Source organism: Streptomyces sp. SAI-127 (assembly GCF_029894425.1).
GTDB lineage: Bacteria > Actinomycetota > Actinomycetes > Streptomycetales > Streptomycetaceae > Streptomyces.
On the sequence record NZ_JARXYJ010000001.1, the window covers coordinates 6308311 to 6332061 of the forward strand.

The 23751-nt window shown below is 71.3% G+C and carries 16 protein-coding genes; 5 read left to right on the forward strand and 11 right to left on the reverse strand.

The annotated features are described in order from the left end of the window. Window positions 1–43 precede the first annotated feature (43 nt). On the reverse strand, window positions 44–610 hold the full coding sequence (locus M2157_RS29110) for a DJ-1/PfpI family protein (protein WP_266528590.1): 567 nt from the start codon (window positions 608–610) through the stop codon (window positions 44–46). Between the two features lie 515 nt (window positions 611–1125). On the opposite strand from M2157_RS29110, the gene M2157_RS29115 reads away from it, so the two are divergent. After that, complete coding sequence (locus tag M2157_RS29115; RefSeq protein WP_280866646.1) at window positions 1126–6072, forward strand: NAD-glutamate dehydrogenase; 4947 nt, start codon at window positions 1126–1128, stop codon at window positions 6070–6072. A 94-nt stretch (window positions 6073–6166) separates the two neighbouring features. On the opposite strand, the gene M2157_RS29120 is transcribed toward M2157_RS29115, so the two are convergent. Together M2157_RS29120 and M2157_RS29125 are read right to left on the reverse strand one after the other, a co-directional pair. Beyond that, the gene (locus M2157_RS29120; RefSeq protein ID WP_280858031.1) at window positions 6167–6982 is read right to left on the reverse strand and encodes an ABC transporter ATP-binding protein; all 816 of its coding nucleotides are present in this window, start codon (window positions 6980–6982) and stop codon (window positions 6167–6169) included. Beyond that, window positions 6975–7892, reverse strand: a complete 918-nt coding sequence (locus tag M2157_RS29125) for an ABC transporter permease (RefSeq protein WP_280858030.1) — start codon at window positions 7890–7892, stop codon at window positions 6975–6977. Before M2157_RS29125 ends, M2157_RS29120 begins: the two co-directional genes overlap by 8 nt. Before the next feature lie 304 nt (window positions 7893–8196). On the opposite strand from M2157_RS29125, the gene M2157_RS29130 reads away from it, so the two are divergent. Beyond that, a complete protein-coding gene (locus M2157_RS29130; RefSeq protein ID WP_280858029.1) occupies window positions 8197–8835 on the forward strand; it encodes a TetR/AcrR family transcriptional regulator in 639 nt (212 codons plus the stop codon). Between the two features lie 7 nt (window positions 8836–8842). Here M2157_RS29130 and M2157_RS29135 read toward each other — a convergent pair whose 3' ends face one another. Further along, a complete protein-coding gene (locus M2157_RS29135; protein ID WP_280858028.1) occupies window positions 8843–9547 on the reverse strand; it encodes a Crp/Fnr family transcriptional regulator in 705 nt (234 codons plus the stop codon). Between the two features lie 119 nt (window positions 9548–9666). Here M2157_RS29135 and M2157_RS29140 point away from each other — a divergent pair, with 119 nt between their 5' ends. Then, window positions 9667–9930: a YciI family protein gene (locus tag M2157_RS29140; RefSeq protein ID WP_280866647.1), complete on the forward strand. Its 264-nt coding sequence runs from the start codon at window positions 9667–9669 to the stop codon at window positions 9928–9930. 54 nt (window positions 9931–9984) lie between these two features. Here M2157_RS29140 and M2157_RS29145 read toward each other — a convergent pair whose 3' ends face one another. Beyond that, on the reverse strand, window positions 9985–10917 hold the full coding sequence (locus M2157_RS29145) for an ADP-ribosylglycohydrolase family protein (protein ID WP_280866648.1): 933 nt from the start codon (window positions 10915–10917) through the stop codon (window positions 9985–9987). Window positions 10918–11020: 103 nt separating this feature from the next. Beyond that, on the reverse strand, window positions 11021–11434 hold the full coding sequence (locus tag M2157_RS29150) for an organic hydroperoxide resistance protein (protein ID WP_125192855.1): 414 nt from the start codon (window positions 11432–11434) through the stop codon (window positions 11021–11023). 121 nt (window positions 11435–11555) lie between these two features. Here M2157_RS29150 and M2157_RS29155 point away from each other — a divergent pair, with 121 nt between their 5' ends. Then, window positions 11556–12032 carry a MarR family transcriptional regulator gene (locus tag M2157_RS29155; RefSeq protein ID WP_280866649.1) on the forward strand — a complete coding sequence of 159 codons (477 nt, stop codon included), beginning with the start codon at window positions 11556–11558 and terminating at the stop codon, window positions 12030–12032. 125 nt (window positions 12033–12157) lie between these two features. After that, window positions 12158–13138 (forward strand): UDP-glucose 4-epimerase GalE, encoded by a 981-nt coding sequence (galE, locus tag M2157_RS29160; RefSeq protein ID WP_280866650.1) that lies wholly within the window; start codon window positions 12158–12160, stop codon window positions 13136–13138. 159 nt (window positions 13139–13297) lie between these two features. Here the strand turns inward: galE and M2157_RS29165 are convergent, their stop codons facing one another. The 5 genes from M2157_RS29165 to M2157_RS29185 all read right to left on the reverse strand — a co-directional run bounded on the left by M2157_RS29165 (window position 13298) and on the right by M2157_RS29185 (window position 23646). Further along, window positions 13298–15556: a bifunctional glycosyltransferase family 2 protein/CDP-glycerol:glycerophosphate glycerophosphotransferase gene (locus M2157_RS29165; RefSeq protein WP_280866651.1), complete on the reverse strand. Its 2259-nt coding sequence runs from the start codon at window positions 15554–15556 to the stop codon at window positions 13298–13300. Between the two features lie 140 nt (window positions 15557–15696). Then, window positions 15697–16605 carry a carbohydrate ABC transporter permease gene (locus M2157_RS29170; protein ID WP_280866652.1) on the reverse strand — a complete coding sequence of 303 codons (909 nt, stop codon included), beginning with the start codon at window positions 16603–16605 and terminating at the stop codon, window positions 15697–15699. Next, on the reverse strand, window positions 16602–17945 hold the full coding sequence (locus M2157_RS29175; RefSeq protein ID WP_280866653.1) for a sugar ABC transporter permease: 1344 nt from the start codon (window positions 17943–17945) through the stop codon (window positions 16602–16604). The genes M2157_RS29170 and M2157_RS29175 overlap by 4 nt, the downstream gene beginning before the upstream one ends. Window positions 17946–17949: 4 nt before the next feature. Beyond that, window positions 17950–19344, reverse strand: coding sequence for an ABC transporter substrate-binding protein (locus M2157_RS29180; protein ID WP_280866654.1), 1395 nt, complete (start codon window positions 19342–19344; stop codon window positions 17950–17952). A 189-nt stretch (window positions 19345–19533) separates the two neighbouring features. Continuing rightward, on the reverse strand, window positions 19534–23646 hold the full coding sequence (locus tag M2157_RS29185) for an FHA domain-containing protein (protein ID WP_280868292.1): 4113 nt from the start codon (window positions 23644–23646) through the stop codon (window positions 19534–19536). Window positions 23647–23751 lie beyond the last annotated feature (105 nt).

Genomic DNA, 23751 nt, shown 5'->3' on the forward strand with positions numbered 1-23751 from the left:
CCGCCGGTTCCGCGACCACGCCGGCACGCAGGTGCCGCGTCGGCTACGTCACCGGTGCCTTCGCCCCGAGCACCTTCAAGAACTCCCGCATCCAGCCCGAGTGGTCCGGCCAGGCGCGGGAGGAGACCAGGGTGCCGTCGACCACCACCTCGGCGTCCTGGAAAGCGGCGCCGGCGGACTGCATGTCGGGTTCCAGGGCCGGATAGGCCGTGACGCGGCGGCCGCGGAGACCGTCGATCGCGGCGGTGAGCAGCGGGCCGTGGCAGATCTGGGCGACCGGCTTGTCCGCGTCGAAGAAGGACTTGAGGATCTTGCGGAGCTCGGGGTCGTTGCGCAGGTACTCGGGGGCGCGGCCGCCGGGGATGACGAGGGCGGCGTACTGACCGGCGTCGACCTCGGCGAAGGCCAGGTCGGCGGGCCAGGTGTAGCCGGGCTTCTCGGTGTAGGTGTCGAAGCCGGGTTCGAAGTCGTGGACGACGAAGCGGAGCGTCTTGCGGGCGGGGGCCGCGATGTGGACCTCGTAGCCCTCCTCACGGAGGCGCTGGTAGGGGTACAGGACCTCCAGCGACTCTGCTGCGTCGCCGGTGACGATGAGGATTTTTACGGTCATGTCGGCAACGTGCACCGTGGAGGCGTGCTTGCCAAGGGGGCGCGCGAAGGGGAGGGGAGAAGGTCATGGCCCGGATGCGATGTGGGCACTGTGCAGAGTGTCAAAGTTCCACCCCCGGTTTTGTACACATACGGCTCATGACGGCCCCCCTGTAAGGAGCGATAGCCTTGGTGGCGTGATCAGCGCGATAGTTCGCGGGGGCGCTGTGGCCCCCGCCCTGCGCCCGGTGCGCACGGAACACCTCCGTGGCCGGGCGGCGGCCGCTGGTCCTCGCGGGCGGGACGGGGCCGTAAGGGCCCTCATGACGCCGAGTGCACCCTCGTCACCAGCGCGGCAGAGAGCAGCGTCACACCTGGCGGGCGTGTCGAGAATGGCTGATATACCCCCGCTCATCTCACCTTGCGGCATAGCGTCGGAGCAGACCGGAGACCCCGGGCCGTGGCGTCGAGCCGCAGGGGAAGAGACCGTACTTCCTTCTACGTCACGCAACGGCGCGCGACAGGAGTCAGAGGACAATGCAGACCAAGCTGGACGAAGCCAAGGCCGAGCTGCTCGAGAGGGCCGCACGGGTAGCTGAGAACAGCCCGGCCGGGGTGCACCTACCGACTGGGTCGACGGACGAGGACACCCCCCGCGCCCCGGACACCCCGGACAGCGAGACCGTCCTCGCGTTCCTCCAGCGCTACTACCTGCACACGGCCCCGGAGGACCTCACCGACCGCGACCCGGTCGACATCTACGGAGCCGCTCTCTCCCACTTCCGGCTGGGCGAGACGCGCCCGCAGGGCACGGCCAACGTGCGGGTGCACACGCCCACGGTGGAGGAGAACGGATGGACGTGCACCCACACGGTCGTCGAGGTCGTCACCGACGACATGCCGTTCCTCGTCGACTCCGTCACCAATGAGCTGACCCGGCAGGGGCGCGGCATCCATGTCGTCATCCACCCCCAGGTCGTCGTCCGCCGTGACCTCACCGGCAAGCTGATCGAGGTCCTCACCCTCCCGCCCGTCGGCGATCTGCCGCACGACGCGCACACCGAGTCCTGGATCCACGTCGAGATCGACCGCGAGACCGACCGCGGCGACCTGAAGCAGATCACCGCCGACCTGCTGCGCGTCCTGTCCGATGTCCGGGAGGCCGTCGAGGACTGGGAGAAGATGCGGGACGCGGCCCTGCGCATGGCCGACGAACTGCCCGCCGAGCCTGTCGCCACTGATCTGCGCGACATGGAGATCGACGAGGCCCGCGAGCTGCTGCGCTGGCTGGCCGCCGACCACTTCACCTTCCTGGGCTACCGGGAGTACCAGCTCAGGGCGGACGACTCCCTCGCGGCAGTCCCCGGCACCGGCCTCGGCATCCTGCGCTCCGACCCGCAGCACGCCGGCGAGGAGGGCCACCCGGTCAGCCCGTCCTTCGAGCGGCTGCCCGCCGACGCCCGCGCGAAGGCCCGCGAGCACAAGCTGCTCGTGCTGACCAAGGCCAACAGCCGGGCAACGGTGCACCGGCCGTCGTATCTCGACTACATCGGTGTCAAGAAGTTCGACGCGGACGGCAATGTCGTCGGCGAGCGGCGTTTCCTCGGACTGTTCTCCTCCGCCGCCTACACCGAATCGGTGCGCCGGGTTCCGGTCATTCGGCGCAAGGTGGACGAAGTGCTCGAAAGGGCCGGGTTCTCGCCCAACAGCCACGACGGCCGTGACCTGCTCCAGATCCTGGAGACCTATCCGCGCGACGAGCTCTTCCAGACCCCCGCCGACGAGCTGGAGTCCATCGCCACCTCCGTGCTGTACCTCCAGGAGCGGCGGCGGCTGCGCCTCTACCTGCGCCAGGACGAGTACGGCCGCTACTACTCGGCCCTCGTCTACCTGCCCCGCGACCGCTACACCACCGGCGTCCGCCTCAGGATCATCGACATCCTGAAGGAAGAACTCGACGGCATCAGCGTTGACTTCACCGCCTGGAACACCGAGTCGATCCTGTCCCGGCTGCACTTCGTGGTCCGCGTTCCGCAGGGCACCGAGCTCTCGCAGCTCAGCGACAGCGACAAGGAGCGCATCGAGGCCCGCCTGGTCGAGGCCGCCCGCTCCTGGGCCGACGGCTGGAACGAGGCACTCAACGCCGAGCTCGGCGAGGAGCGCGCCGCCGAGCTGTCGCGCCGCTACGGCAACGCCTTCCCCGAGGGCTACAAGGCCGACCACACCCCGCGCTCCGCGGTCGCCGACCTCATCCACCTCGAACGGCTCGGCGAGGAGAAGGACTTCGCGCTCAGCCTCTACGAGCCGGTGGGTGCCGCCCCCGAGGAGCGCCGCTTCAAGATCTACCGCAAGGGCGACGCCATCTCCCTGTCCGCCGTGCTGCCGGTCCTCAGCCGGCTCGGCGTCGAGGTGACGGACGAGCGGCCCTACGAACTGCGCTGCTCGGACCGCAGCATCGCCTGGATCTACGACTTCGGCCTGCGCATGCCCAAGTCGCAGAGCGGCGGCGACTACCTCGGTGACGACGGCCGCGAGCGCTTCCAGGAGGCCTTCGCCGCCACCTGGACCGGCAAGGCGGAGAACGACGGCTTCAACGCCCTGGTGCTGAGCGCCGGCCTGGGCTGGCGCCAGGCGATGGTGCTGCGGGCGTACGCCAAGTACCTGCGCCAGGCGGGCTCGACGTTCAGCCAGGACTACATGGAGGACACCCTCCGCAACAACGTTCACACCACCCGGCTGCTCGTCTCCCTGTTCGAGGCACGGATGTCGCCGGACCGCCAGCGCGCGGGCCACGAACTCGTGGACGCCCTCCTGGAGGAGCTCGACGCGGCCCTCGACCAGGTGGCTTCGCTGGACGAGGACAGGATTCTCCGCTCCTTCCTGACCGTCATCAAGGCGACCCTGCGCACCAACTTCTTCCAGGAGGCCGCGGGCGGCAAGCCGCACGACTACGTCTCCATGAAGTTCGACCCGCAGGCCATCCCCGACCTCCCGGCCCCGCGCCCGGCGTTCGAGATCTGGGTCTACTCGCCGCGTGTCGAAGGCGTGCACCTGCGCTTCGGCAAGGTCGCGCGCGGCGGTCTGCGCTGGTCCGACCGGCGTGAGGACTTCCGCACCGAGATCCTCGGCCTGGTCAAGGCGCAGATGGTGAAGAACACCGTCATCGTGCCGGTCGGCGCCAAGGGCGGCTTCGTCGCCAAGCAGCTGCCGGACCCGGCCGTCGACCGAGACGCGTGGCTGGCCGAGGGCATCGCCAGCTACAAGACGTTCATCTCGGCGCTGCTCGACATCACCGACAACATGGTGGCCGGTGAAGTCGTCCCGCCCGCCGACGTCGTACGGCACGACGAGGACGACACCTACCTGGTCGTCGCCGCCGACAAGGGCACCGCGACCTTCTCGGACATCGCCAACGGGGTCGCCGAGCAGTACAACTTCTGGCTCGGTGACGCCTTCGCCTCCGGCGGCTCGGCCGGCTACGACCACAAGGGCATGGGCATCACCGCCCGCGGTGCCTGGGAGTCCGTCAAGCGGCACTTCCGCGAACTGGCCGTCGACACCCAGTCCGAGGACTTCACCGTCGTCGGTATCGGCGACATGTCCGGTGACGTGTTCGGCAACGGCATGCTGCTGTCCGAGCACATCCGCCTGGTCGCCGCCTTCGACCACCGGCACATCTTCATCGACCCGAAGCCCGACGCGGCCACCTCCTACGCCGAGCGCCGCCGCGTCTTCGAGCTCCCGCGCTCCAGCTGGGCCGACTACAGCACCGACCTGATCTCGGCGGGCGGCGGCATCTTCCCCCGTACCGCCAAGTCCATCCCGGTCAACGCCCACATCCGCGAGGCCCTCGGCATCGAGGACAAGGTCGCCAAGATGACCCCGGCCGACCTGATGAAGGCGATCCTCAAGGCGCCGGTGGACCTGCTGTGGAACGGCGGCATCGGCACGTATGTGAAGGCCTCCACCGAGACCCACGCGGACGTCGGCGACAAGGCCAACGACCCGATCCGCGTCGACGGCGCCGACCTTCGGGTGCGGGTCGTCGGCGAGGGCGGAAACCTGGGCCTGACCCAGCTCGGCCGGATCGAGTTCGCGCTGCACGGCGGGAAGATCAACACCGACGCCATCGACAACAGCGCCGGTGTGGACACCTCCGACCACGAGGTGAACATCAAGATCCTGCTCAACGGCCTGGTCACCGACGGCGACATGACGGTCAAGCAGCGCAACAAGCTGCTCGCCGAGATGACCGACGAGGTCGGCCGCCTGGTCCTGCGCAACAACTACGCGCAGAACACCGCCATCGCCAACGCGCTCGCCCAGTCCAAGGACATGCTCCACGCCCAGCAGCGCTTCATGCGCCACCTGGTGCGCGAGGGCCACCTCGACCGGGCCCTGGAGTTCCTGCCCACCGACCGTCAGATCCGCGAACGCCTCGGTGCCGCACAGGGCCTGACCAGCCCGGAGACGGCCGTCCTGCTGGCGTACACGAAGATCACGGTCGCCGATGAGCTGCTGCACACGTCGCTGCCGGACGACCCCTATCTGCACGGCCTGCTGCACACGTATTTCCCGGCCGCGCTGCGCGAGAAGTTCCCCGAGCACATCGACAACCACCCGCTGCACCGCGAGATCACCACGACCGTCCTGGTCAACGACACGGTCAACACCGGTGGTACGACCTATCTGCACCGCCTGCGCGAGGAGACCGGCGCCTCGCTCGAGGAGATCGTCCGGGCGCAGACCGTGGCCCGCGCCATCTTCCGCTCCGGCGTGGTGTGGGACGGGGTCGAGGCCCTCGACAACCGGGTCGAGGCCGCCGTACTGACCCGGATCCGGCTGCACTCGCGCCGACTGGTCGAGCGCGGCACGCGCTGGCTGCTCAACAACCGGCCGCAGCCGCTCCAGCTCGCCGAGACCGTCGAGTTCTTCGGCGACCGCGTCGAACAGGTGTGGTCGCAGCTGCCGAAGCTGCTGCGGGGCGCCGACCTGGAGTGGTACCAGAAGATCTACGACGAGCTCAGCGGCGCCGGCGTCCCGGACGAACTCGCCACGCGCGTGGCCGGGTTCTCCTCCGCCTTCCCGACGCTGGACATCGTCTCGGTGGCCGACCGGATGGGCCGCGACCCGATGGACGTCGCCGAGGTGTACTACGACCTCGCCGACCGTCTCCACATCACCCAGCTCATGGACCGCATCATCGAGCTGCCCCGCGCCGACCGCTGGCAGTCCATGGCCCGCGCCTCCATCCGCGAGGACCTCTACGCGGCCCACCAGGCGCTCACCGCGGACGTCCTGGCCGTCGGCAACGGCACCTCGACCCCCGAGCAGCGCTTCAAGGCCTGGGAGGAGAAGAACGCCCCGATCCTGAGCCGGGCGCGCACCACGCTGGACGAGATCCAGGGCTCGGACGCGTTCGACCTGGCCAACCTGTCGGTGGCGATGCGCACCATGCGGACGCTGCTGCGGCAGCATTCATGAGTGAGCGTCAGCATCCATAAGTGATACGACGACGAGGGCGCCCGGAACGGTGAAGTTCCGGGCGCCCTCGTCGTCGTGGTGCGAAAGCCGTGGGTCAGGCCGCGACCTTCGGCTTCGCCTTGTCCGGGCCGCCCGTGAAGTCCTCGTAGGCCGCCAGGACCTCGTCGGTCGGGCCGTCCATGCGCAGTTCACCGCGCTCCAGCCAGAGCACCCGGTCGCAGGTGTCGCGGATCGACTTGTTGCTGTGGCTTACCAGGAACACCGTGCCCGCGGTCTCGCGAAGCTCGCGGATGCGGGCCTCGGAGCGCTTCTGGAAGGAGCGGTCGCCGGTGGCGAGGGCTTCGTCGATGAGCAGGACGTCGTGGTCCTTGGCGGCGGCGATGGAGAAGCGCAGTCGGGCCGCCATGCCGGAGGAGTAGGTGCGCATCGGCAGGGTGATGAAGTCGCCCTTCTCGTTGATCCCGGAGAAGTCGACGATCTCCTCGTAGCGGTCCCTGACCTGCTCGCGGGACATGCCCATCGCGAGCCCGCCGAGGTAGACGTTGCGCTCGCCGGTGAGGTCGTTCATGAGGGCCGCGTTGACGCCGAGGAGGGAGGGCTGACCGTGCGTGTAGATACGGCCGTTCTCCACCGGGAGCAGACCCGCGACCGCCTTGAGCAGGGTCGACTTGCCGGAGCCGTTGGTGCCGATCAGTCCGACCGCCTCGCCCTTGTAGGCGACGAACGACACGTTCTTGACGGCGTGCACCTTGCGTACGCCCGCCGCCTTCTCGGCCTGCCCCCGGCGCATCATGCGGTTGAGGGCGGCGGTGGCGGAGCCCCTGCCCGCGCCGGTGCCGTTGACGCGGTAGACGATGTCCACGCCGTCGACGACGACGGTGGGGATCTTGTCGTTCTCGATGTCAGCCACGGCCGTACGTCTCCTCAGCCTTCCAGAAGTAGATGAAGCCGCCGACGCCGGCGACCAGCGCCCAGCCCACCGCGAGCGCCCACACGTGGTGCGGCAGCTGGCTCGCGTGGAAGCTGTCGATCAGGGAGTAGCGCATCAGGTCGATGTAGACGGCGGCCGGGTTGGCCTGGAGGACGGGGACCACCCAGGACGGCCAGTCGTGGTGACCCTTGGCCAGCTTGTCGATGCTCCACATCACGCCGGAGACGTACATCCAGGTACGCAGGACGAACGGCATCAGCTGCGCGATGTCCGGCGTCTTGGCGCCCATCCGCGCCATGATCATCGAGACGCCCGCGTTGAACGTGGACTGCAGGACCAGCGCCGGGATCGCCAGCAGCCAGGACGCGGCGAGGGGCACGCCGAAGCAGAGCAGGATGACGACCAGGGCGGCCATCGAGAAGAGCAGCTGCTGGAGCTGCTGGAGGGCGAACGAGATCGGCAGTGCGGCCCGCGGGAAGTGCAGGGCGCGCACGAGGCCGAGGTTGCCGGAGATCGCGCGGGTGCCGGCCATGATCGAGCTCTGCGTGAACGTCCAGATGAACACGCCCGTGACCAGGAACGGGACGTAGTCCGGCACATTCCTCTTGGTGCCCAGCAGCACGCCGAAGATGAAGTAGTACACCGCCGCGTTCAGCAGCGGGGTCATGACCTGCCAGACCTGGCCCAGCTTCGCCTGGCTGTACTGCGCGGTGAGCTTGGCGGTCGAGAACGCGGTGATGAAGTGGCGCCGCGCCCACAACTGGCGGACGTATTCCGGCAGCGAGGGGCGGGCGCCGCTGACCGCGAGGCCGTGCCGGGCGGCCAGGGCCGCGAGGTCGTCGTCGGTCGGAGGCGCTGTCGGGGGCGGTGTGTCGAGGACCTGGCTCACATCCGCTGCTTTCACTCGGGGGGTGGGGGTGGTGCGCGTGCGGCCGGCGCGCCCGTCATCCGGCGTTTCCTTACGTGACTCTTCACGTTCTCTTACGTCGGGACGGGACCGTATCGTCGCAACGTGAGCGTAGGACGAGTGAGCGTCGGAACGCAACCGTTTCGTCGTGACGGGTGACGATGGAACGTAACCGTATCGTCGTAACGCGACCGCCCACGCGTCCACCCCCACGCCCCACGCCGGGACGAACCTGTTCCGTCGTGGCGACGCGCGTCGGGACGGGACCGTTTCGTCGCTACGCCCTATGCTGGTCCGCATGACGACCAACGCCGACGCGCCGCAGACCCGTCCGCGCCGCCGTGCCCCGGCAGGAGCCGCCGTACTCCGTGAGGATGTGACGGAAGCCATTCGGGCGGCCGTTTTCGAGGAGCTGGCGGCCGCCGGGTACGCACGGATGTCGATCGAGGGCATCGCGCGCCGCGCGGGCGTCGGCAAGACCGCGGTCTACCGCCGCTGGCGTTCGAAGCTGCACCTGGTCCTCGACGTCGTCTCGGAGATCGCGGTGATGGGCCTGCCGGTGCCGGACACGGGCTCACTGGAGGACGACCTGCGGATGCTGTACGAGGTGACGTCCCGGGCGCTGCGCCACCCGGTGGCCTCGCAGATCATCCCGGACCTGCAGGCCGAGGCGGCCCGCAACCCCGAGATCGCCGAGGCCCTGCAGAACGCGTTGCAGAAGGGCCAGGAGGGCGTCGCCAGCAAGATCGTCACGGCGGCGGAGCAGCGCGGGGAGCTGCGCACGGGCTTCAACGACGAGCTGGCCCTGGATCTGATCTCCGGCCCCTTGTACTGGCGCTCCGTCGTGATCCGCAGCCCGAAGCTGCCGAAGGGATATCTCGCGGCTCTGGCGCGTGCGACGACGGAGGCGCTGAAGGCGCTCTGAGCCTGCCTCAGCGATTGTGGCGGCTGTACTGCGCGGCGCGCAGGGCGAGGAGTTCCGGGGCGAGCACCCGGATCCGGCCGCCGCCGTTCTCCGTGGGGCCGATCAGTCCGTCCCGCCTGAGCCGGGACAGCGCGCGGTTGACCGTGACGCGGGTGACTCCGAGCAGGTCGGCGAGTTCGCGCTGACCGCCGGGGAGGGGCACCTGGCCGTCGGTCCCGTCCCGGCCGAGTCCGTCCAGCAGCCAGGCCGCGAGGCGGGCCTCGCAGGGGAGGGTCGCCGTGTCGGTGAGTCGTTCCTGCTGGGCGCGGGCCTGGGCGGCGAGGAGCCGGAAGAGGTGGGCGCGTACCGTCGCGGAGTCGTCGAGCAGGGCCGTGAAGCGGCCGCGTGGGACGGCCCGTACGGCGCACGGGGTGAGCGCGGTGAAGGTGGCCGTGTGGCCGGCTCCGTCGAGCAGCGCGACCTTGTCGAGGGCGCAGGGGCCGGCCCACGTCCCGAACCGTATGACGCGTCCGGCGGTGGTCGTCGCGGACGCGGACGCCGTGCCGTCGAGCAGGACGAGCAGATGGTCGGCGGGGGTGCCTTGGCTGCGCAGGGTCTCGCCGGGGGCGTAGCGGCGGGGGACCGAGGTCTCCCACAGGCGGCGCAGGTCGGCTTCGGGGAGTGTGGCGAACAGCGGGACGCCCTGCAGGCGCCGCCAGTCGGGTGCGGACATGACGGCTCCTCTCCTCGCTGCATCGGCTGATACAGACCTGTACGGCGGGCTGAGCCTAACGTCGCTCGCGTCGGCCTGTTGCCCCGAAAATTGGCCTGTTGCCCTGGAAAGGAGACCTCGTGCTTGTCGTGGAACTCGCCTTCACGCCCGCGCCCGAACGTCTTGCCGCCCGACCCGCTCACCGCGCGGCGCTCGACCGTCTGCATGCCGAGGGGAAGCTGTTTGCCGCGGGGCCGTGGGAGGACGACCAGGGGGCGATGCTGCTGTTCGCGGTGGAGCGGCCGGAGCTGGAGGAGATTCTGGAGGCGGACCCGTACTACCGGCGCACGCCGGGAGTCGAGGTCCGCGCGATTCGTGAGTGGGCGCCGATCGTGGGTGCCTGAGCGGGGCGCGGCGGAGCCGCATATCGGATCAGCCTGTGCCCCCCGGCGACTCTGTCACCCGGTGAGGCGACGAGTGAGGTTCGCCAAGTCGGACGTACGCAGCACCCGGTCGGCGAAGCCCGGAAGCGGTACGTGCAGGGGTGCTGTCCAGCGCTCCGGGACGGCCGCGAGGCCGTACACCGCTCCGGCCAGGCCGCCCGTCACCGCTGCCACCGTGTCCGTGTCGCCGCCCAGGTCGATCGCGGCGCGTACGGCCGTCTCGTACGAGGTCGTCGTGCGCAGGGCCCAGACCGCGGAGCCCAGGCAGGGCCATACGGCGCCGTTGAACTCCGTGGCCTGGTCCGGGTGCCAGTCGGTGGCCAGGACGGTGGCGTAGCGCAGGCGGTGCTCCGGGTGGACCGCGTCGAGGGTGGCCTCCACGGCGTCCAGCGGGTCGTCACCGGCGAGGGCCACCCGTATCAACTCGTGGAAGACGGCCGTGCCCTCCCAGGCCGCCCGGTCGCCGTGGGTGAGGGCGGCCAGTCGGCGGGCGACGTCCATGGTGACCTCGCGGCCGTGAGGAGCGAAGTGCACGGCGGACGGGGCCGCTCGCATCAGCGCTCCGTTCCCCGCGGCTCGCTGGTTCACCTGGAAGTGGAGTGCGGCGGCGATGCCCCAAGGGTCGCCGCTGCTCAGCACGGCCTCGGTCTGGAGGCCGATGTCCTTCGGCTCGGCCGCCGCCCACCGCTGGAACCGCCGAAAGACGTCCGGGAGTTCGAGCCCGTCGCACTCCACCAGGGACTCGGCGACCAGGACCGCCATCTGTGTGTCGTCGGTCGCCTCGCCCGGGTCCCAGCCGCCGCCTCCGCACATCTCGCTGCCGTGCCCCGGCTCGGGAAAGCGGTCCGAGAAGGCACCCTCCGGCCCGAACTCGAAGGGGGCGCCCAGTGCGTCCCCCACGGCGGAACCGATGACGGCGCCCAAGGCGCGCTCCGCGCGAACGACCATCCGCGCAGGTTAGCCGTGAGCAGGTGACTGCCTCCCGCGCGGGTCGGCCCAGAACCGCCGGCAACCCGCGCGGGCGAGCTCTGGTGCGACCCTCGTGCGGCGTCTACTCGATGACGAGGTCGACCTCGATGTTGCCGCGGGTGGCGTTGGAGTAGGGGCAGACCTGGTGGGCCTGCTCGACGAGCTTGCGGCCGGTCTCCGCGTCCACGGTGTCGGGCAGCTCGACGCGGAGGGCGACCTTGAGGCCGAAGCCCTCGCCCTGCTTGCCTATGCCGACCTCGGCGGTGACGGCGGCGTCGCTGACGTCCACCTTGGCCTGACGGCCGACGAGACCGAGGGCGCTGCCGAAACAGGCGGCGTAACCGGCGGCGAACAGCTGCTCCGGGTTGGTGCCCTGTCCGTTGCCGCCCAGCTCCACCGGCGGGGCCAGCGCGACGTCGATCTTGCCGTCGTTCGTGTAGGCCCGGCCGTCGCGGCCGTGGGTGGCGGTGGCGACAGCGGTGTAGAGCGCGTCCATGAAAGACCATCCCTCTCGAAGTCTGTTCCGGCGGCTCATCCGCGGCCGCCTCACGGCCATAAGTAGAGCACACAATTCAGTTGTGTACAACTAAATGGCCCACAAGAGCTATCCTGGAGACATGACCACGCCACCGACCGCCACCGACTGGCTCCGCCTCGACCAGCAGATCTGCTTCTCCCTGAACGCGGCCTCCCGCGCCTTCGGCAGTGTTTACCGCGTGATCCTCAAGGATCTGGGGATCACCTACCCGCAGTACCTGGTGATGCTGGTGCTGTGGGAGCACGGCGAGCTGCCCGTCAAGAAGCTCGGCGAGCACCTGCGGCTCGACTCGGGCACCCTGTCCCCGCTCCTCAAGCGACTGGAGACGGCCGGCCTGGTCCGGCGCGAGCGCAGTGCCCGCGACGAGCGCTCGGTGGAGGTGCGGCTCACCGAGGAGGGCGTCGCCCTGCGCGAGCGCGCGGTACAGGTGCCGCGCCGGATTGTCTCGGCGACCAGCTTCGACGTGGACGAGATCCGCGCCCTGCGGGCCCGCCTGGACCAGCTCACCTCGGCCCTCGACGCGGCGGTGCACGCCGAGCTGCCCGACGAGGATTGACGCGGAAAACAGCACCGCACGTGTCCCGGCATTCACTCGGGGTCACCGCAGTGGCGCCCGTCGGCCCCGGCCGCCTGGTTCACTGATACGCGGAATCGGGTCAACCGAAGAGGGGACGGCCGTACATGACCTGGCTGATCACCGGCGGCGCCGGTTACATCGGGGCGCACGTCGTGAGGGCGATGACCGAGGCGGGCGAGCAGGCGGTCGTGTACGACGACCTGTCCACCGGCGTCGCCGAGCGCGTGCCGGCCGACGTGCCGCTGGTGGTGGGTTCCACGCTGGACGCCGAGCGGATCGCACACACCCTGGCCGACCACGAGGTCACCGGCGTGGTCCACCTCGCGGCGAAGAAGCAGGTCGGCGAGTCGGTGGAGCTGCCGCTGCACTACTACCGGGAGAACGTCGAGGGCCTGCGTGTCCTCCTGGAGGCGGTGACCGCTGCCGGTGTGCCCTCCTTCGTCTTCTCGTCGTCCGCGGCGGTGTACGGCATGCCGGACGTCCCCCTGGTGACGGAAAAGACCCCGTGCGCGCCGATGTCCCCGTACGGCGAGACCAAGCTGGCCGGTGAGTGGCTGGTCCGCGCGACCGGCCGCGCGACCGGCCTCTCCACGGCCTGCCTCCGCTACTTCAACGTTGCGGGAGCGGCGAGCGCCGAGCTGGCCGACACGGGCGTCTTCAACATCGTCCCGATGGTCTTCGAGAAGCTCACGGCCAACGCGGCCCCGCGCATCTTCGGCGACGACTACGACACCCCCGACGGCACCTGCGTCCGCGACTACATCCACGTCTCCGACCTGGCCGAGGCCCATGTGGCCGCCGCCCGTGCCCTGCAGTCCACCCCCGGTCGCCATCTCACCGTCAACATCGGCCGCGGCGAGGGCGTCTCCGTCCGCGAGATGATCGACCACATCAACGCCATCACCGGCTACGACCGCCCCCCGACGGTCACTCCCCGCCGCCCCGGAGACCCGGCCCGAGTCGTCGCCTCGGCCGACCTGGCAGCCACAGAACTCGGCTGGAGGGCCAAACACGACGTCCAGGACATGATCACGTCGGCCTGGGAGGGATGGGTACGGCTGCATCCGGAGGCGGCCCGGGGGTAGGCCCTGTCGTCAATTTCCCGCTGGGGGCGGACACTCAGGAGCGCGTGCCGGACGCCGGCTCGCAGCGGCGGAGCCGGCGCCCCGGTCGTCCCACCGGCCGCCAGGTGGACGGACGGGTCGGTGTGGGGTGGGACGGGCTGGACGGCATGGTGACCCCTTCTAGTGGGTCTCGGTGACGGGCGTGTCCGTCGCGGAGCGGTGCACGGTGGCCAGCGGGAAGCGGTCTCGTGCCGCCGCCGCCGACGGCACCGGGTGGCGCTCCTCGAGCGGGATCACCGGGGGCAACTCGGTCTCGCCCAGGACGACATGGCGTACGACCCGCTCGGCGGCGCGGCCGTCGTCGTACGGGCAGAAGCGCGCCCGGAACGCCGAGCGCAACTGGGTGGAGCGGGAGCCGCGCCAGTGGCCGGTGGCGAAGATGTCGGTCAGTTCGTCCTCGCTGCGCGCGACCGCGCCCGGCGCGAAGGACAGCAGGTCGAAGTAGGTGCCGCGGGCCGCCTCGTACGCCTCACGGTCGTCGGCGTGGATCACGATCGGGCGGTCCAGATTGGCGTAGTCGAACATCAGGGACGAGTAGTCGGTGACCAGGGCGTCCGAGGCCAGACACAGCGACTCGACGCTCGGGTGGTCGGTGACGTCGATGACCCGGCCGGTCGCGGGGGAGACGAGCGGGCCGCCGTGGCGGTGGTGGGCGCGGGCCAGTACGACGAAGCGGGGGCCCAGACGGCGCAGGAGACGGTCCAGGTCGAGGGTGACGCACTGGGTGCGGCGGTAGTCGCGGTGGGTCGGCGCGTACAGGATCGCGACCGACCCCTCCGGAATGCCGAGGGACTCGCGCAGCCGCCGTACGTCCTCCGAAGTCGCCCGCTGGAACACGTCGTTGCGGGGATAGCCGTAGGGAAGCACGGTGTAGCCGCCGGGGAAGACGCGCTCCCAGGTCAGGGTGGTGTGGCGGTTGGGGGACAGGAGGTGGTCCCACTGGTCGACGCCGCTCAGCATCTCGTCGAAGTCCAAGTTCCCAGCGGCCGCCGGGCGTTCCTGTAGGTCCAGGCCCATGTGCTTGAGGGGCGTGCCGTGTTGGGTCTGGACGAGGACCTGCCCTGGCCGCTTGACCAGACGGCGGTCGAAGTCGGTGTTGTTCACCAGGTACTTGGAGCGGGCGAGCGCCGTCCAGTAGGCGGCCGTGCCGGGACGCAGCCTGCGCGTCGCGGTCGGGATCGTGTGGTGGTGCTCGGGACGGGCGATCCACGCGGTGCGGATGTGCGGGGCGAAGGTGCGGAACGCCTCCTCCAGAGCACCCGGGTTGCAGCCGTGGCCGCGCCCCCCGTACGCGGCGAAGACGGCCCGGTCCTCACGCAGAGGGAGGCGCAGCTGGACGCCGTAGTGGAGCCGGAGGCCCGCCGCGCGCAGGGCCTTGGCGAGGCGGACGACCGGCCCGGTGGCCCGCCGCCTGAGCCGCCGAGCCAGCTCCGCGACCCGGTAGGTGCGGTACAGGCCCAGATGGATCACCTTGTGGCGTAGCCAAAAGCGCACCGGGACCGGGTGGCCCGGGGTGCGGTGGGCGCGGTAGTGGTCGCGGGCCCGCCGCAGGAACCCGGCGCGGCTGCCGCGCGGGAGACGGTCCCGCTCGGCGAACACCGCCCAGAGGTCGTCCACCGTGCGGCGGAACAACACCGGCCGCCACCGCGCGAGTTCGGGGCGGGAGTCGATGTGGGCGAAGACCCTGTCGTACTGGTCGAAGAGGTCGAAGTGGCCGGTCGTGCCGAGTGGCCGGCTCCGTCGGCGCTGCCGGTGGTGGACGCAGACCCGGTCCAGGGTGGCGATCGACTCGGCGGTCATCAGGACCGGGTAGGTCCAGGCCGTGTCCGCGTGGTGGCCGGACGGGAAGGCGAAGCCCCCGATTTCGACGAACTCCCTGCGGTACGCCTTGTTCCAGGCCGCCGTCGGTGCCCGCAGCAGCCCCGGGCGGTCCTCCAGGAGGAAGGGGGCCGGGCCCTGCTCGGTGAGATGCCCCGTGGAGGCGTCGCGGACGGTCTCGCCCGACCAGGGGGCGAGCGCGTGGCCGTAGAGCAGGACGTCCGGTTCGCCGGTCTCCTTCAGCCGGTCGGCGATCGCCCGCAGCGCGTGCGGGGTGAGGGTGTCGTCGCCGTCCAGGAAGACCAGGTAGTCGCCCGTGGCCTCCGAGATTCCCGCGTTGCGGGCGGCACCGAGCCCCTTGTTCCGCGCCAGGTGGACCACCCGGACACGTGGATCGCGGGCCGCGAACTCGTCGGCGATCTCGCCGCACGCGTCCGGCGAGCGGTCGTCGACCGCGATCAGTTCCAGATCCTCGTACGACTGTGACAGCACCGATTCCAGGCATGCGTGCAGGTACGCCTGAACCTTGTACGCGGGGACGATGACACTGAACCTGGGCACGGCACCTCCATGGGTCGGCGCGGGAGTTCTGCCCGGGAACGCCCCATGGAGGAGCCTGGTTACGGTCTGTACGGCATTCGGGCGAACGCGAAGGGGCGGACCGGTGTCGGCCCGCCCCTTCAAGTCGGCTGTCGTACGGGCTACTTGACCGCGCCCGCCATCACGCCGGACACGAACTGCCGCTGGAACGCGAAGAACACGAGCAGCGGGATCACCATGGAGATGAACGCGCCCGGTGCCAGGACGTCGACGTTGTCGGCGAAGGCGCGCATCTGGGTCTGCAGGGCGACCGTGATCGGCTGGCTGTCGGCGTCCGTGAACACCAGGGCGATCAGCATGTCGTTCCACACCCACAGGAACTGGAAGATGCCCAGGCTCGCGATCGCGGGCGCGCCGAGCGGCAGAACCACCCTGGCGAACAGGCGCAGTTCACCCGCGCCGTCGAGCCTTGCCGCCTCCAGGAGTTCACGGGGGATCTCCGCGAAGAAGTTCCGCAGCAGGAACACCGCGAAGGGCAGACCGAAGCCCGTGTGGAAGAGGATGACCCCGAAGATGTTGCCGAACAGGCCCAGCTTGCCGAAGAGTTCGGCGATCGGGATCAGCGCCACCTGCACCGGCACCACCAGCAGAGCGACCACGCCCATGAACCACCAGTCGCGGCCGGGGAATTCCATCCACGCGAACGCGTAGCCCGCGAGCGCGCCGATGACGATCACCAGGACCGTCGCCGGGACCGTGATCAGCACGGTGTTGACGATGGAGCCGGTGATGTCGCTGTTGTGGAGCAGCTTGTCGTAGCTGTCGAAGGTCATCTGGGACGGCTCGGTGAAGACCTTCCACCAGCCGGTCGCGGCGAGGTCCTCCGGGGTGCGCAGCGAGGAGATCAGCAGCCCGATCGTCGGCACCAGCCAGAACAGGCCGACGAGGACGAGGACGACGCTGATCAGGCCGCCGCTGACGCGTTCGACGAGCCGTGAGCCGAGCGACTGCTTCGCCTTCACCCCGTCGGCCGCTGCCGTCTCGGGAAGCCTTTCGGCCTGAGTGGTCATCGCCGTACCTCCCGCCTGAGCCGACGAATGTTGAACCACATCACGGGGATCACCAGCAGCAGCAGGAACACCGAGATGGCGCTCGCGATGCCCGGCTGGTCCTCGGCGAAGCCCTTGCGGTACAGCTCCAGGGCGAGGACGTTCGCGTCGTCCTGCGAGGAGCCCGGGGCGATGATGAAGACCAGGTCGAAGATCTTCAGGACGTTGATCATCAGGGTCACGGTGACGACCGCGAGCACGGGCGCGAGGAGCGGGACCGTGACCCTGCGGAAGACCTGCCACTCACTCGCCCCGTCGACCCGGGCCGCCTCCAGGAGTTCGCGGGGGATGCCCGCGAGCCCGGCCGCGATCAGCACCATCGCGAAACCGGCCCACATCCAGATGTACGACCCGATGATCGCCGGCGTCACCAGCGACGGGCCGAGCCAGTCCAGCCCGTTGTAAGCCTCCTTGAAGTTGCTCGCCGGAAGCCGTAGTTGGGCCCCGTCGGCCTTCTCCGAGAAGGAGAACGTGCCGTCGTCCCCGGCCTTCGCCGTCTCGACGACCTTGCCGTCCTTGACCGCCTCGATCTTCATGCCGGGGTAGCCGAGTTCGCTTGGGTCGACCCCGCCCAGCGTGCCGACGCCCTTGCCGCGGGTGAAGTCCTGCCAGGTCGTGCCGGTGATCCTGCCCGGGTCGGCCTGGGGTGCCACGGCCTTCTTCGCGTCGCCGGGCATCTGGTCCGGGGCAACGCCCACCAGGGGCAGGGTCACCGTGCCGCCGGTGCGGACGGTCGTCTTGGTGATGAACCCGCCCCCCTGAGCCACCAGCGGCGACTCACGGCCCGGGTGGGCCTTCGGGAACGCCGAGGCCTGACTGAACGTGTCGTGCACGCCCACCCACACCGCGTTCGCGAAACCCTTGTCCGGGTCCTGGTCGTAGACGAGCCGGAAGATGATGCCCGCCGCCAGCATCGAGATCGCCATCGGCATGAAGACGACCAGCTTGAACGCCGTTCCCCAGCGCACCCGTTCGGTCAGCACCGCGAAGATCAGACCGAGCGCGGTGGCGATCGTCGGCGCGAACACCACCCAGATGATGTTGTTCTTCAGGGCCGTGCGGATGCCGTCGTCGGTGAAGAGGGCCTTGTAGTTGTCGATTCCGGCGAAACCGTCGCCGGACTGGTTGTAGAAGCTGCGGACGAGCGAGTACCCGATCGGGTAGACCACGAGCGCGCCCAGCAGCACGAGAGCGGGCAGCAGGAACAGCACTGCCACGGTCCTTCGCGTGCCGGTCACGCTCTTGCGCGACTTGGGGGAGGCAGGGGCCGGAGGGACCCCTGCCTCAGTGGCCGCTGTCATCGCGTCAGTTCCCGTACGCGGCCGCCGCGTCGGCCTCCAGCTTGGCCTGCGTGCCCGCGATGTCCTTCGGGTTCGTCAGGAAGTCCTGGAGCGCCTTCCACTCGCCCTTGCCGGGGGTGCCGCCGAAGGCCTGCGGGGCCTGGTCGGACATGTCGAAGCGGAAGTCGTCGCCGGAGTCGATCAGCGCCTTGGCGATCTTCTGCTGCACCGGGTTCGGATACACCGAGATGTCGACGCTCTTGTTCGGCGAGAGATAGCCGCCCAGCTTGGCCTGGATCGTCGCCGCGTCGGGCGAGGCCAGGAAGGTCGCCAGCGCCTGCGAAGCCTTGGAGTCCTTCAGGATCACGGCCGCGTCGCCGCCGGAGACCACGGGGGCGGTGTCACCGACCTTCGGGAACGGGAACACCTTCGCGTCCGTGCCGACCTTCGCCTTGGCCGTCTGGATGTTGACCTGCGCGAAGTCGCCCTCGTAGACCATCGCCGCCTTGGGCTGGTCGCCGCCGGTGAAGGTCTGCGTCACCGAGGCCGGGAAGTCCGTCTGCAGCGCGCCCTTCGCACCACCCGCGACAAAGTCCTTCTTGCCCCACACCTGGGCCAGCGTGGTCAGCGCGTCCTTCACGGACGGGTCCGTCCACTTGCTCTCGTGCTTGGCCAGCTGGTCGTACTTCTCCGGGCCCGCCTGGGAGAGATAGATGTTCTCGAACCAGTCCGTCAGGGTCCAGCCCTCGGCGCCGCCGACGGAGAACGGGGTCACACCCGAGTCGTAGACCGTCTGGCCGGTGGTGAGCAGTTCGTCCCAGGTCTTCGGCTCGGTGGCGCCCGCGTTCTCGAAGACCTTGGCGTTGTACCAGATCAGGGACTTGTTGGCGGCCTTGTAGTAGACGCCGTACTGGGTGTCGCCGATCTTGCCGATGTCCTGCCAGCCCTGCGAGTAGTTCTTCGCGAGCTCGGCCTTGGCCTCGGAGCCGAGGGGCTTGGCCCACTTCTTGTCCACGGCCTGCTTGATCGCGCCGGGCTGCGGGAGCATCGCTATGTCCGGCGGCTGGCCGCCCGCGACCTTCGACCCCAGGAAGTTGACGATCGGGTCCTGGGCGGGCACGAAGGTCACCTTGGCGCCGGTGCGCTTCTCGAACTCAGCCAGGACTTTCTTGAAGTTGGCCTGCTCCTCGCCGCTCCAGACGGCGGCGACCTGGAGGCTCTGGCCGTTCAGCTTGGGCAGGGTGAGGCTGGTGCCCGTCTCCTTGCCACCTGTCGCGCCCGTGTCACTGCTCTTGTCGTCGTCTCCGCCGCATGCGGTGAGCGACAGGGCGAGGGCTGCCGCGAGGGCGGCGGCCGCCGTTTTCGCGGAAGCCCTGTTCGCTGACCTGGGCTTCCGGTTGGTGCTGCTCGTGCTACGCATCACGACCCCGTTCTTCGTTCCTCGTCGAACGTTCGAGGGCTGTCCCGTGCGAACTGGTCTACGCCGGGGGAACGAGGTCGGCAAGTGGGCGTCCGCTGTCAAGTGGAGGATCGTGATGCCGTCGTGACCAGTGCCGGTGCGTCGCGGCACCCGTCATTGGGGGGCGCTGCCCCCGGATCCCTTCACGTCTTAGAGCAGCGACGGGACCTCTGCTGCTGCGACTTCCCTCGCTGCCCGTTCCAATGCACTCGCCAGCAGGGCAAGATCCGTCGGGCCGTTGCCCAGTTCCCGGACCGGGCGGCGGGCCGGGGGGTCGCCCATGCGTTCCCATTCCAGGGGGACGACCGTGGGGCGGAGGGTGGCCGTGCGGGGGATGCGGCCGGTGACCCGGCCGGCCTGGAAAGCCGTGACCCGGCCGTCGGACCAGGTCAACCGGCCGCGGCCGGGAGCCGGTTCGTCCGGCCCGGTGGCCGGGGTGTCCAGGGTGACGCGGAGGGTGGCCCGGCGGGCCGCTTCCGACTCCGCCGTACGGCCGCCCGGGCCGGTCGCGGCCACCAGGTGGACGCCCAGGCGCTCGCCCTCGCGGGACACCGCCTCCAGCGCGCGTATGACGGAGCCGGCGGCCGGCCTGCCGGGGGAGCCCAGGGGCGGGGAGACCAGCGCGTCCAGGTCGTCCACGATCACGACCAGACGGGGGAGCGGGGGTGCCGTCTCCGTCCGCCGGCGGGCCGCCGCCGGGCGCAGCCGGATCGTGGAGCTGGGTGGGGAGTCCAGGTCACCGGCGGCCGGGTCGCCGGGGGTGCCCGCGCTACCGGGGGCGCCTGCCGTGCCCCGCGTGGGTGCCGTGCGCTGGGCGACCATACGGCCCGACAGCTCCCGGCCGGTGTGCCACTCCGCGAAGTCGGAGCGGCCGAGCAGCTCCGCGCGCCGCTTCAGCTCGGCGCTCAGGGACTGGGCGAACTCCCGCATGCGGACCGGGTCGTTGGCGGTGAGGTGGGTGGTCACATGCGGCACGTCCGTGCACACACGCAGGCCCTCGCCGTGACCGCCTCCCCCGGAGGGGGTGCCACCGGCGCTCACGCTGTCCCGGCCGTCCATCAGGACGATGCTCAGGCGGTCGGGGCGCTCGGCCGCGGCGAGCGAGGCGACGACCGCCCGCAGCAGTTCCGTACGGCCGCTGCCCGCGGGGCCCTCTATCAGCAGGTGCGGGCCCTCGGCCACGAGGTCGGCGCAGACCGGGCCGCGCGGTCCGGCCCCCAGCACCGCCCACGCCCGGCCGCCTAGCGACTCCGGGTCGTCGGCCGCGTCCGCCCAGCGCGTCATCAGCGACGGCGGGGTGGCCCGGGCCAGCCCCAGCTCGTCCAGCAGCCGCGCCGCCTGGGGCAACGGCGAGGACACGCGCGCGTGCCCTCCACCGGCGGTGCCGTCCGTACGCAACGGCGCCAGCGCCCGCGCGAACCGCTCGGCCCAGGCCGCGGAGACGGCGTCCACGGCGGCGACGGTGCCGTGGCCGACGGGGGCGGGGGTGGGGTCGGCGGTGAGGTGGAGGGTCTCGGCGTCGGCGCCGGTGCCCGTGCGAGCGCCGGTGCGCGTGCCGGTGGGATGGGCCTGGGTGCCGGACGCGTCCGCCTGGCGTGCGGCGGCCGGGGACGCGGTGGCACCGGGGTGGGACGTGCCGGTGGCCGGACGTCCGGGCTCGGGGCGGTTGCGGGAAGGTGCCGCACCGGTGCCGTCGGCCTCGGTGCGCGCCTGCGCGCGAACCCCCGCCCGCGCCACCCGCATCAGCCGCAGTGCCGTCGCCACGTCCCCGCTGAGCAGGCCGACCGCGCCGCACTCGCGGAACGTCGGGGCCACCGCGCACGCCGCCTCGTAGGTGTCCGTCACCGGGGACGCCGGGGAGGCCGGGGCCGTCTCGGCCAGGCACACGACGTGGATGCCGGCCCGGGGGCCCTCCGCCGCCAGCCGCGCCACGGCCTTGCGCAGGTCGGCGCCACCGGGGTCGCCGTCCACCACGACCACGGTGTACGGCCCCGGGAAACCGCCGCTCGTCTCGTCCTCCGCGTCGTCCCGGGCCCAGGAAGGGCGTCGGGCGGTGTTGCGGAGACGGTCCTGCGGGGCGGCGGAGCGGGCGGCCGGGACCGTCCTGCGGGCCGGTGCGGCCTGCGCGTCGGACAGGTGGTCGTCCAGGCGCCGCAGCAGTTCGTCGGTGCGGGCCGCGGCCTGCTCGCGGTCATGGGCGAGCAGGAGGCGGCAGTCCTGGCCGTGACCGGGGCGGACATGGGGGAGCCAGCCGAGCCAGGACCACTCGGCGGTGCGCTCCCGCGCGGGCCGGGAGCGGTCCGCGCTGATCAGGACGATCTCCAGGGTCTCGGGCGCGTGCAGGGCGGCGAGCTGGGCCACCACCGAGCGGGCCAGCCCGGCGAGCCGCGCGCGCGGACCGGCGAGGCCCAGTGCGCCGGCCTCGCGCAGATCCGCGGTGACCGGAACGGCAGGCAGCAGCCCCGAGCCGTCGGGCGCCGCACGGTCGGCGGTGCCGAGCCGCACGGTGAGGGCCTCCGGATGCCCGGGCCCGCGCTCCCACAGACGCGCCCCGGGACCCAGCGCCGTCAGCAGCAGGGCCGCCGGGTCGGGCCAGGCCTCGGGCGCCTGGGGCGCGGAGGGCGACGCAACCGCGGCGACGGGCGCGGCCTCCTCGTCGTACGCCTCGTCCTGCCGGGGCATCTCCTGCTCGCTCCGCCCCCCGGCCAGCCGCCGGGCCCATGCGGACAGCCCGCCACGGCGCCGGACGCCTTGCGGTACGTCGGTTCCGCGCAGGGGGGTTCCCTTGCGGCGGCCGGTCGCGGGGGCGTCGGGTGCGGCGGCAGCCGAGGGCAGGTCCTGGCCGGTTGCGGGAGGCGGGGGGACGGCGGTGGTGCGCGTCACTTCGAAGGCGCCGATCCCGGACCGGCCGCCGTGGGTGTCCCCGCCGGGGCTCCTGCCCTGCTCGTGGCCCGGGTCGTCGGAGACCGCTCCGGCGGCGCCCCGGAGGGTGTCGTCGATGTCAGGACGGCCCCCGCCGGTTCCGTTCCGGCGCTCGATCCGGGGCGCACCGCCCTGCTCCGGCACGACGATGGGCGGCTCTGCGGGGCCGTGGCCCTGCGCTCCGGTGCTCTCGGGGTCTCCGCCCGAGTCGCCCCAGCCGGCGGAGCCGTAGGTGTGGTGGGTCCGGTCGAGGGGCGACCGGGGTGAGGTGTCGCTACTGCCACGGCCTTCACGCGTGCGTGCCGAGCCCTCGGCCGGTACCGCGTCCGAGGACGGCGCGGAGCTGCCGGACCCGGCCCCTCCGGCGCCTGCCGACACCCTGCCACGCGCGCGTGGCGAGCGCTCGGCCTGCCCGGGGGCCGAGCCGGAGGCACCTCCGTCGTCCTCGCTGGTTCCCGCCGCCCCGCGCCCCTGGACCGCATCCGGCGGGCACCCGCCCGTGCGGGACTCCGCAGTGTTCTCCGAGCCCCGGCGCCCTCCGGTCACGCTCGGTCCCCGACCACCGCTGCCCGACTCACCGGCCGCTTCCGAGCCACGGTGGGCCCGGCTCGCGCCCGGCACCGACCCGGCTCGGTCGCCCGCCATGTGCCCGGCCTCGCCGGACGGCACCCGCACGTGGCCCTCGCCGTCAGGTTCCGTCCCGAGCCGTCGCCCCCCGCTCGGTGACAGCCGGAGCACCGACTCGCCGATCCTCAGGAGGGCCCCCGGAGGGAACCGGACCGGGCGGGCGCCCACGCGGGTGCCGTCCAGGGTCGTGCCGTTCGTGGAGTCGAGGTCGGCCACCGAGACGTGGCCGTCGGCGGCGACCGTGACCGCGCAGTGCAGGCGGGAGACGTCGGGGTCGTCCAGCGGGACGTCGGCGTCGGCGGAGCGGCCGATGTGGATCTGGCCGCCGTGCAGCAGATGGACGCCGCCGGCGTCGGGGCCGGCGACCACGTGGAGCTGGGTGGGGGCGTCGTCGAGCTCGGGGTGGGGCTCGGGGGCCGCCGGGGCGCCCAGGGACAGCACGGCGCCGTCTATCAGCGGCGGCTCGCCCAGGGTCGCTCGCTGGGTGTCGAGCCGCTCCCCGTCCGCGTACAGCACGACCGGGCCGCCCCCGCGCTCGGCTTCGCCCGCGCGGGAGGTGCCCCCGTCCGCCGGGACCGCCGAGGCGAGCGCCGTCGCCACCGCGGCCAGCGCCGTGCCGACGGGAGCCGTGACCAGCACGTCGCAGCTCGCGGCGCGGCCCCGGGCGCGGTCGGGCGGGCCCAGCGGGTCTACGACGGTCAGCCGGATCTGCATCGCCGTCAGCGGTCCCTTCTGCGCGGACGAGTTCGCGGACAAGCACGCGCCCAAGTTCGTCGGCCTTGACGGTAGGCATCCTCGCACCTGCCACTGACAACATGC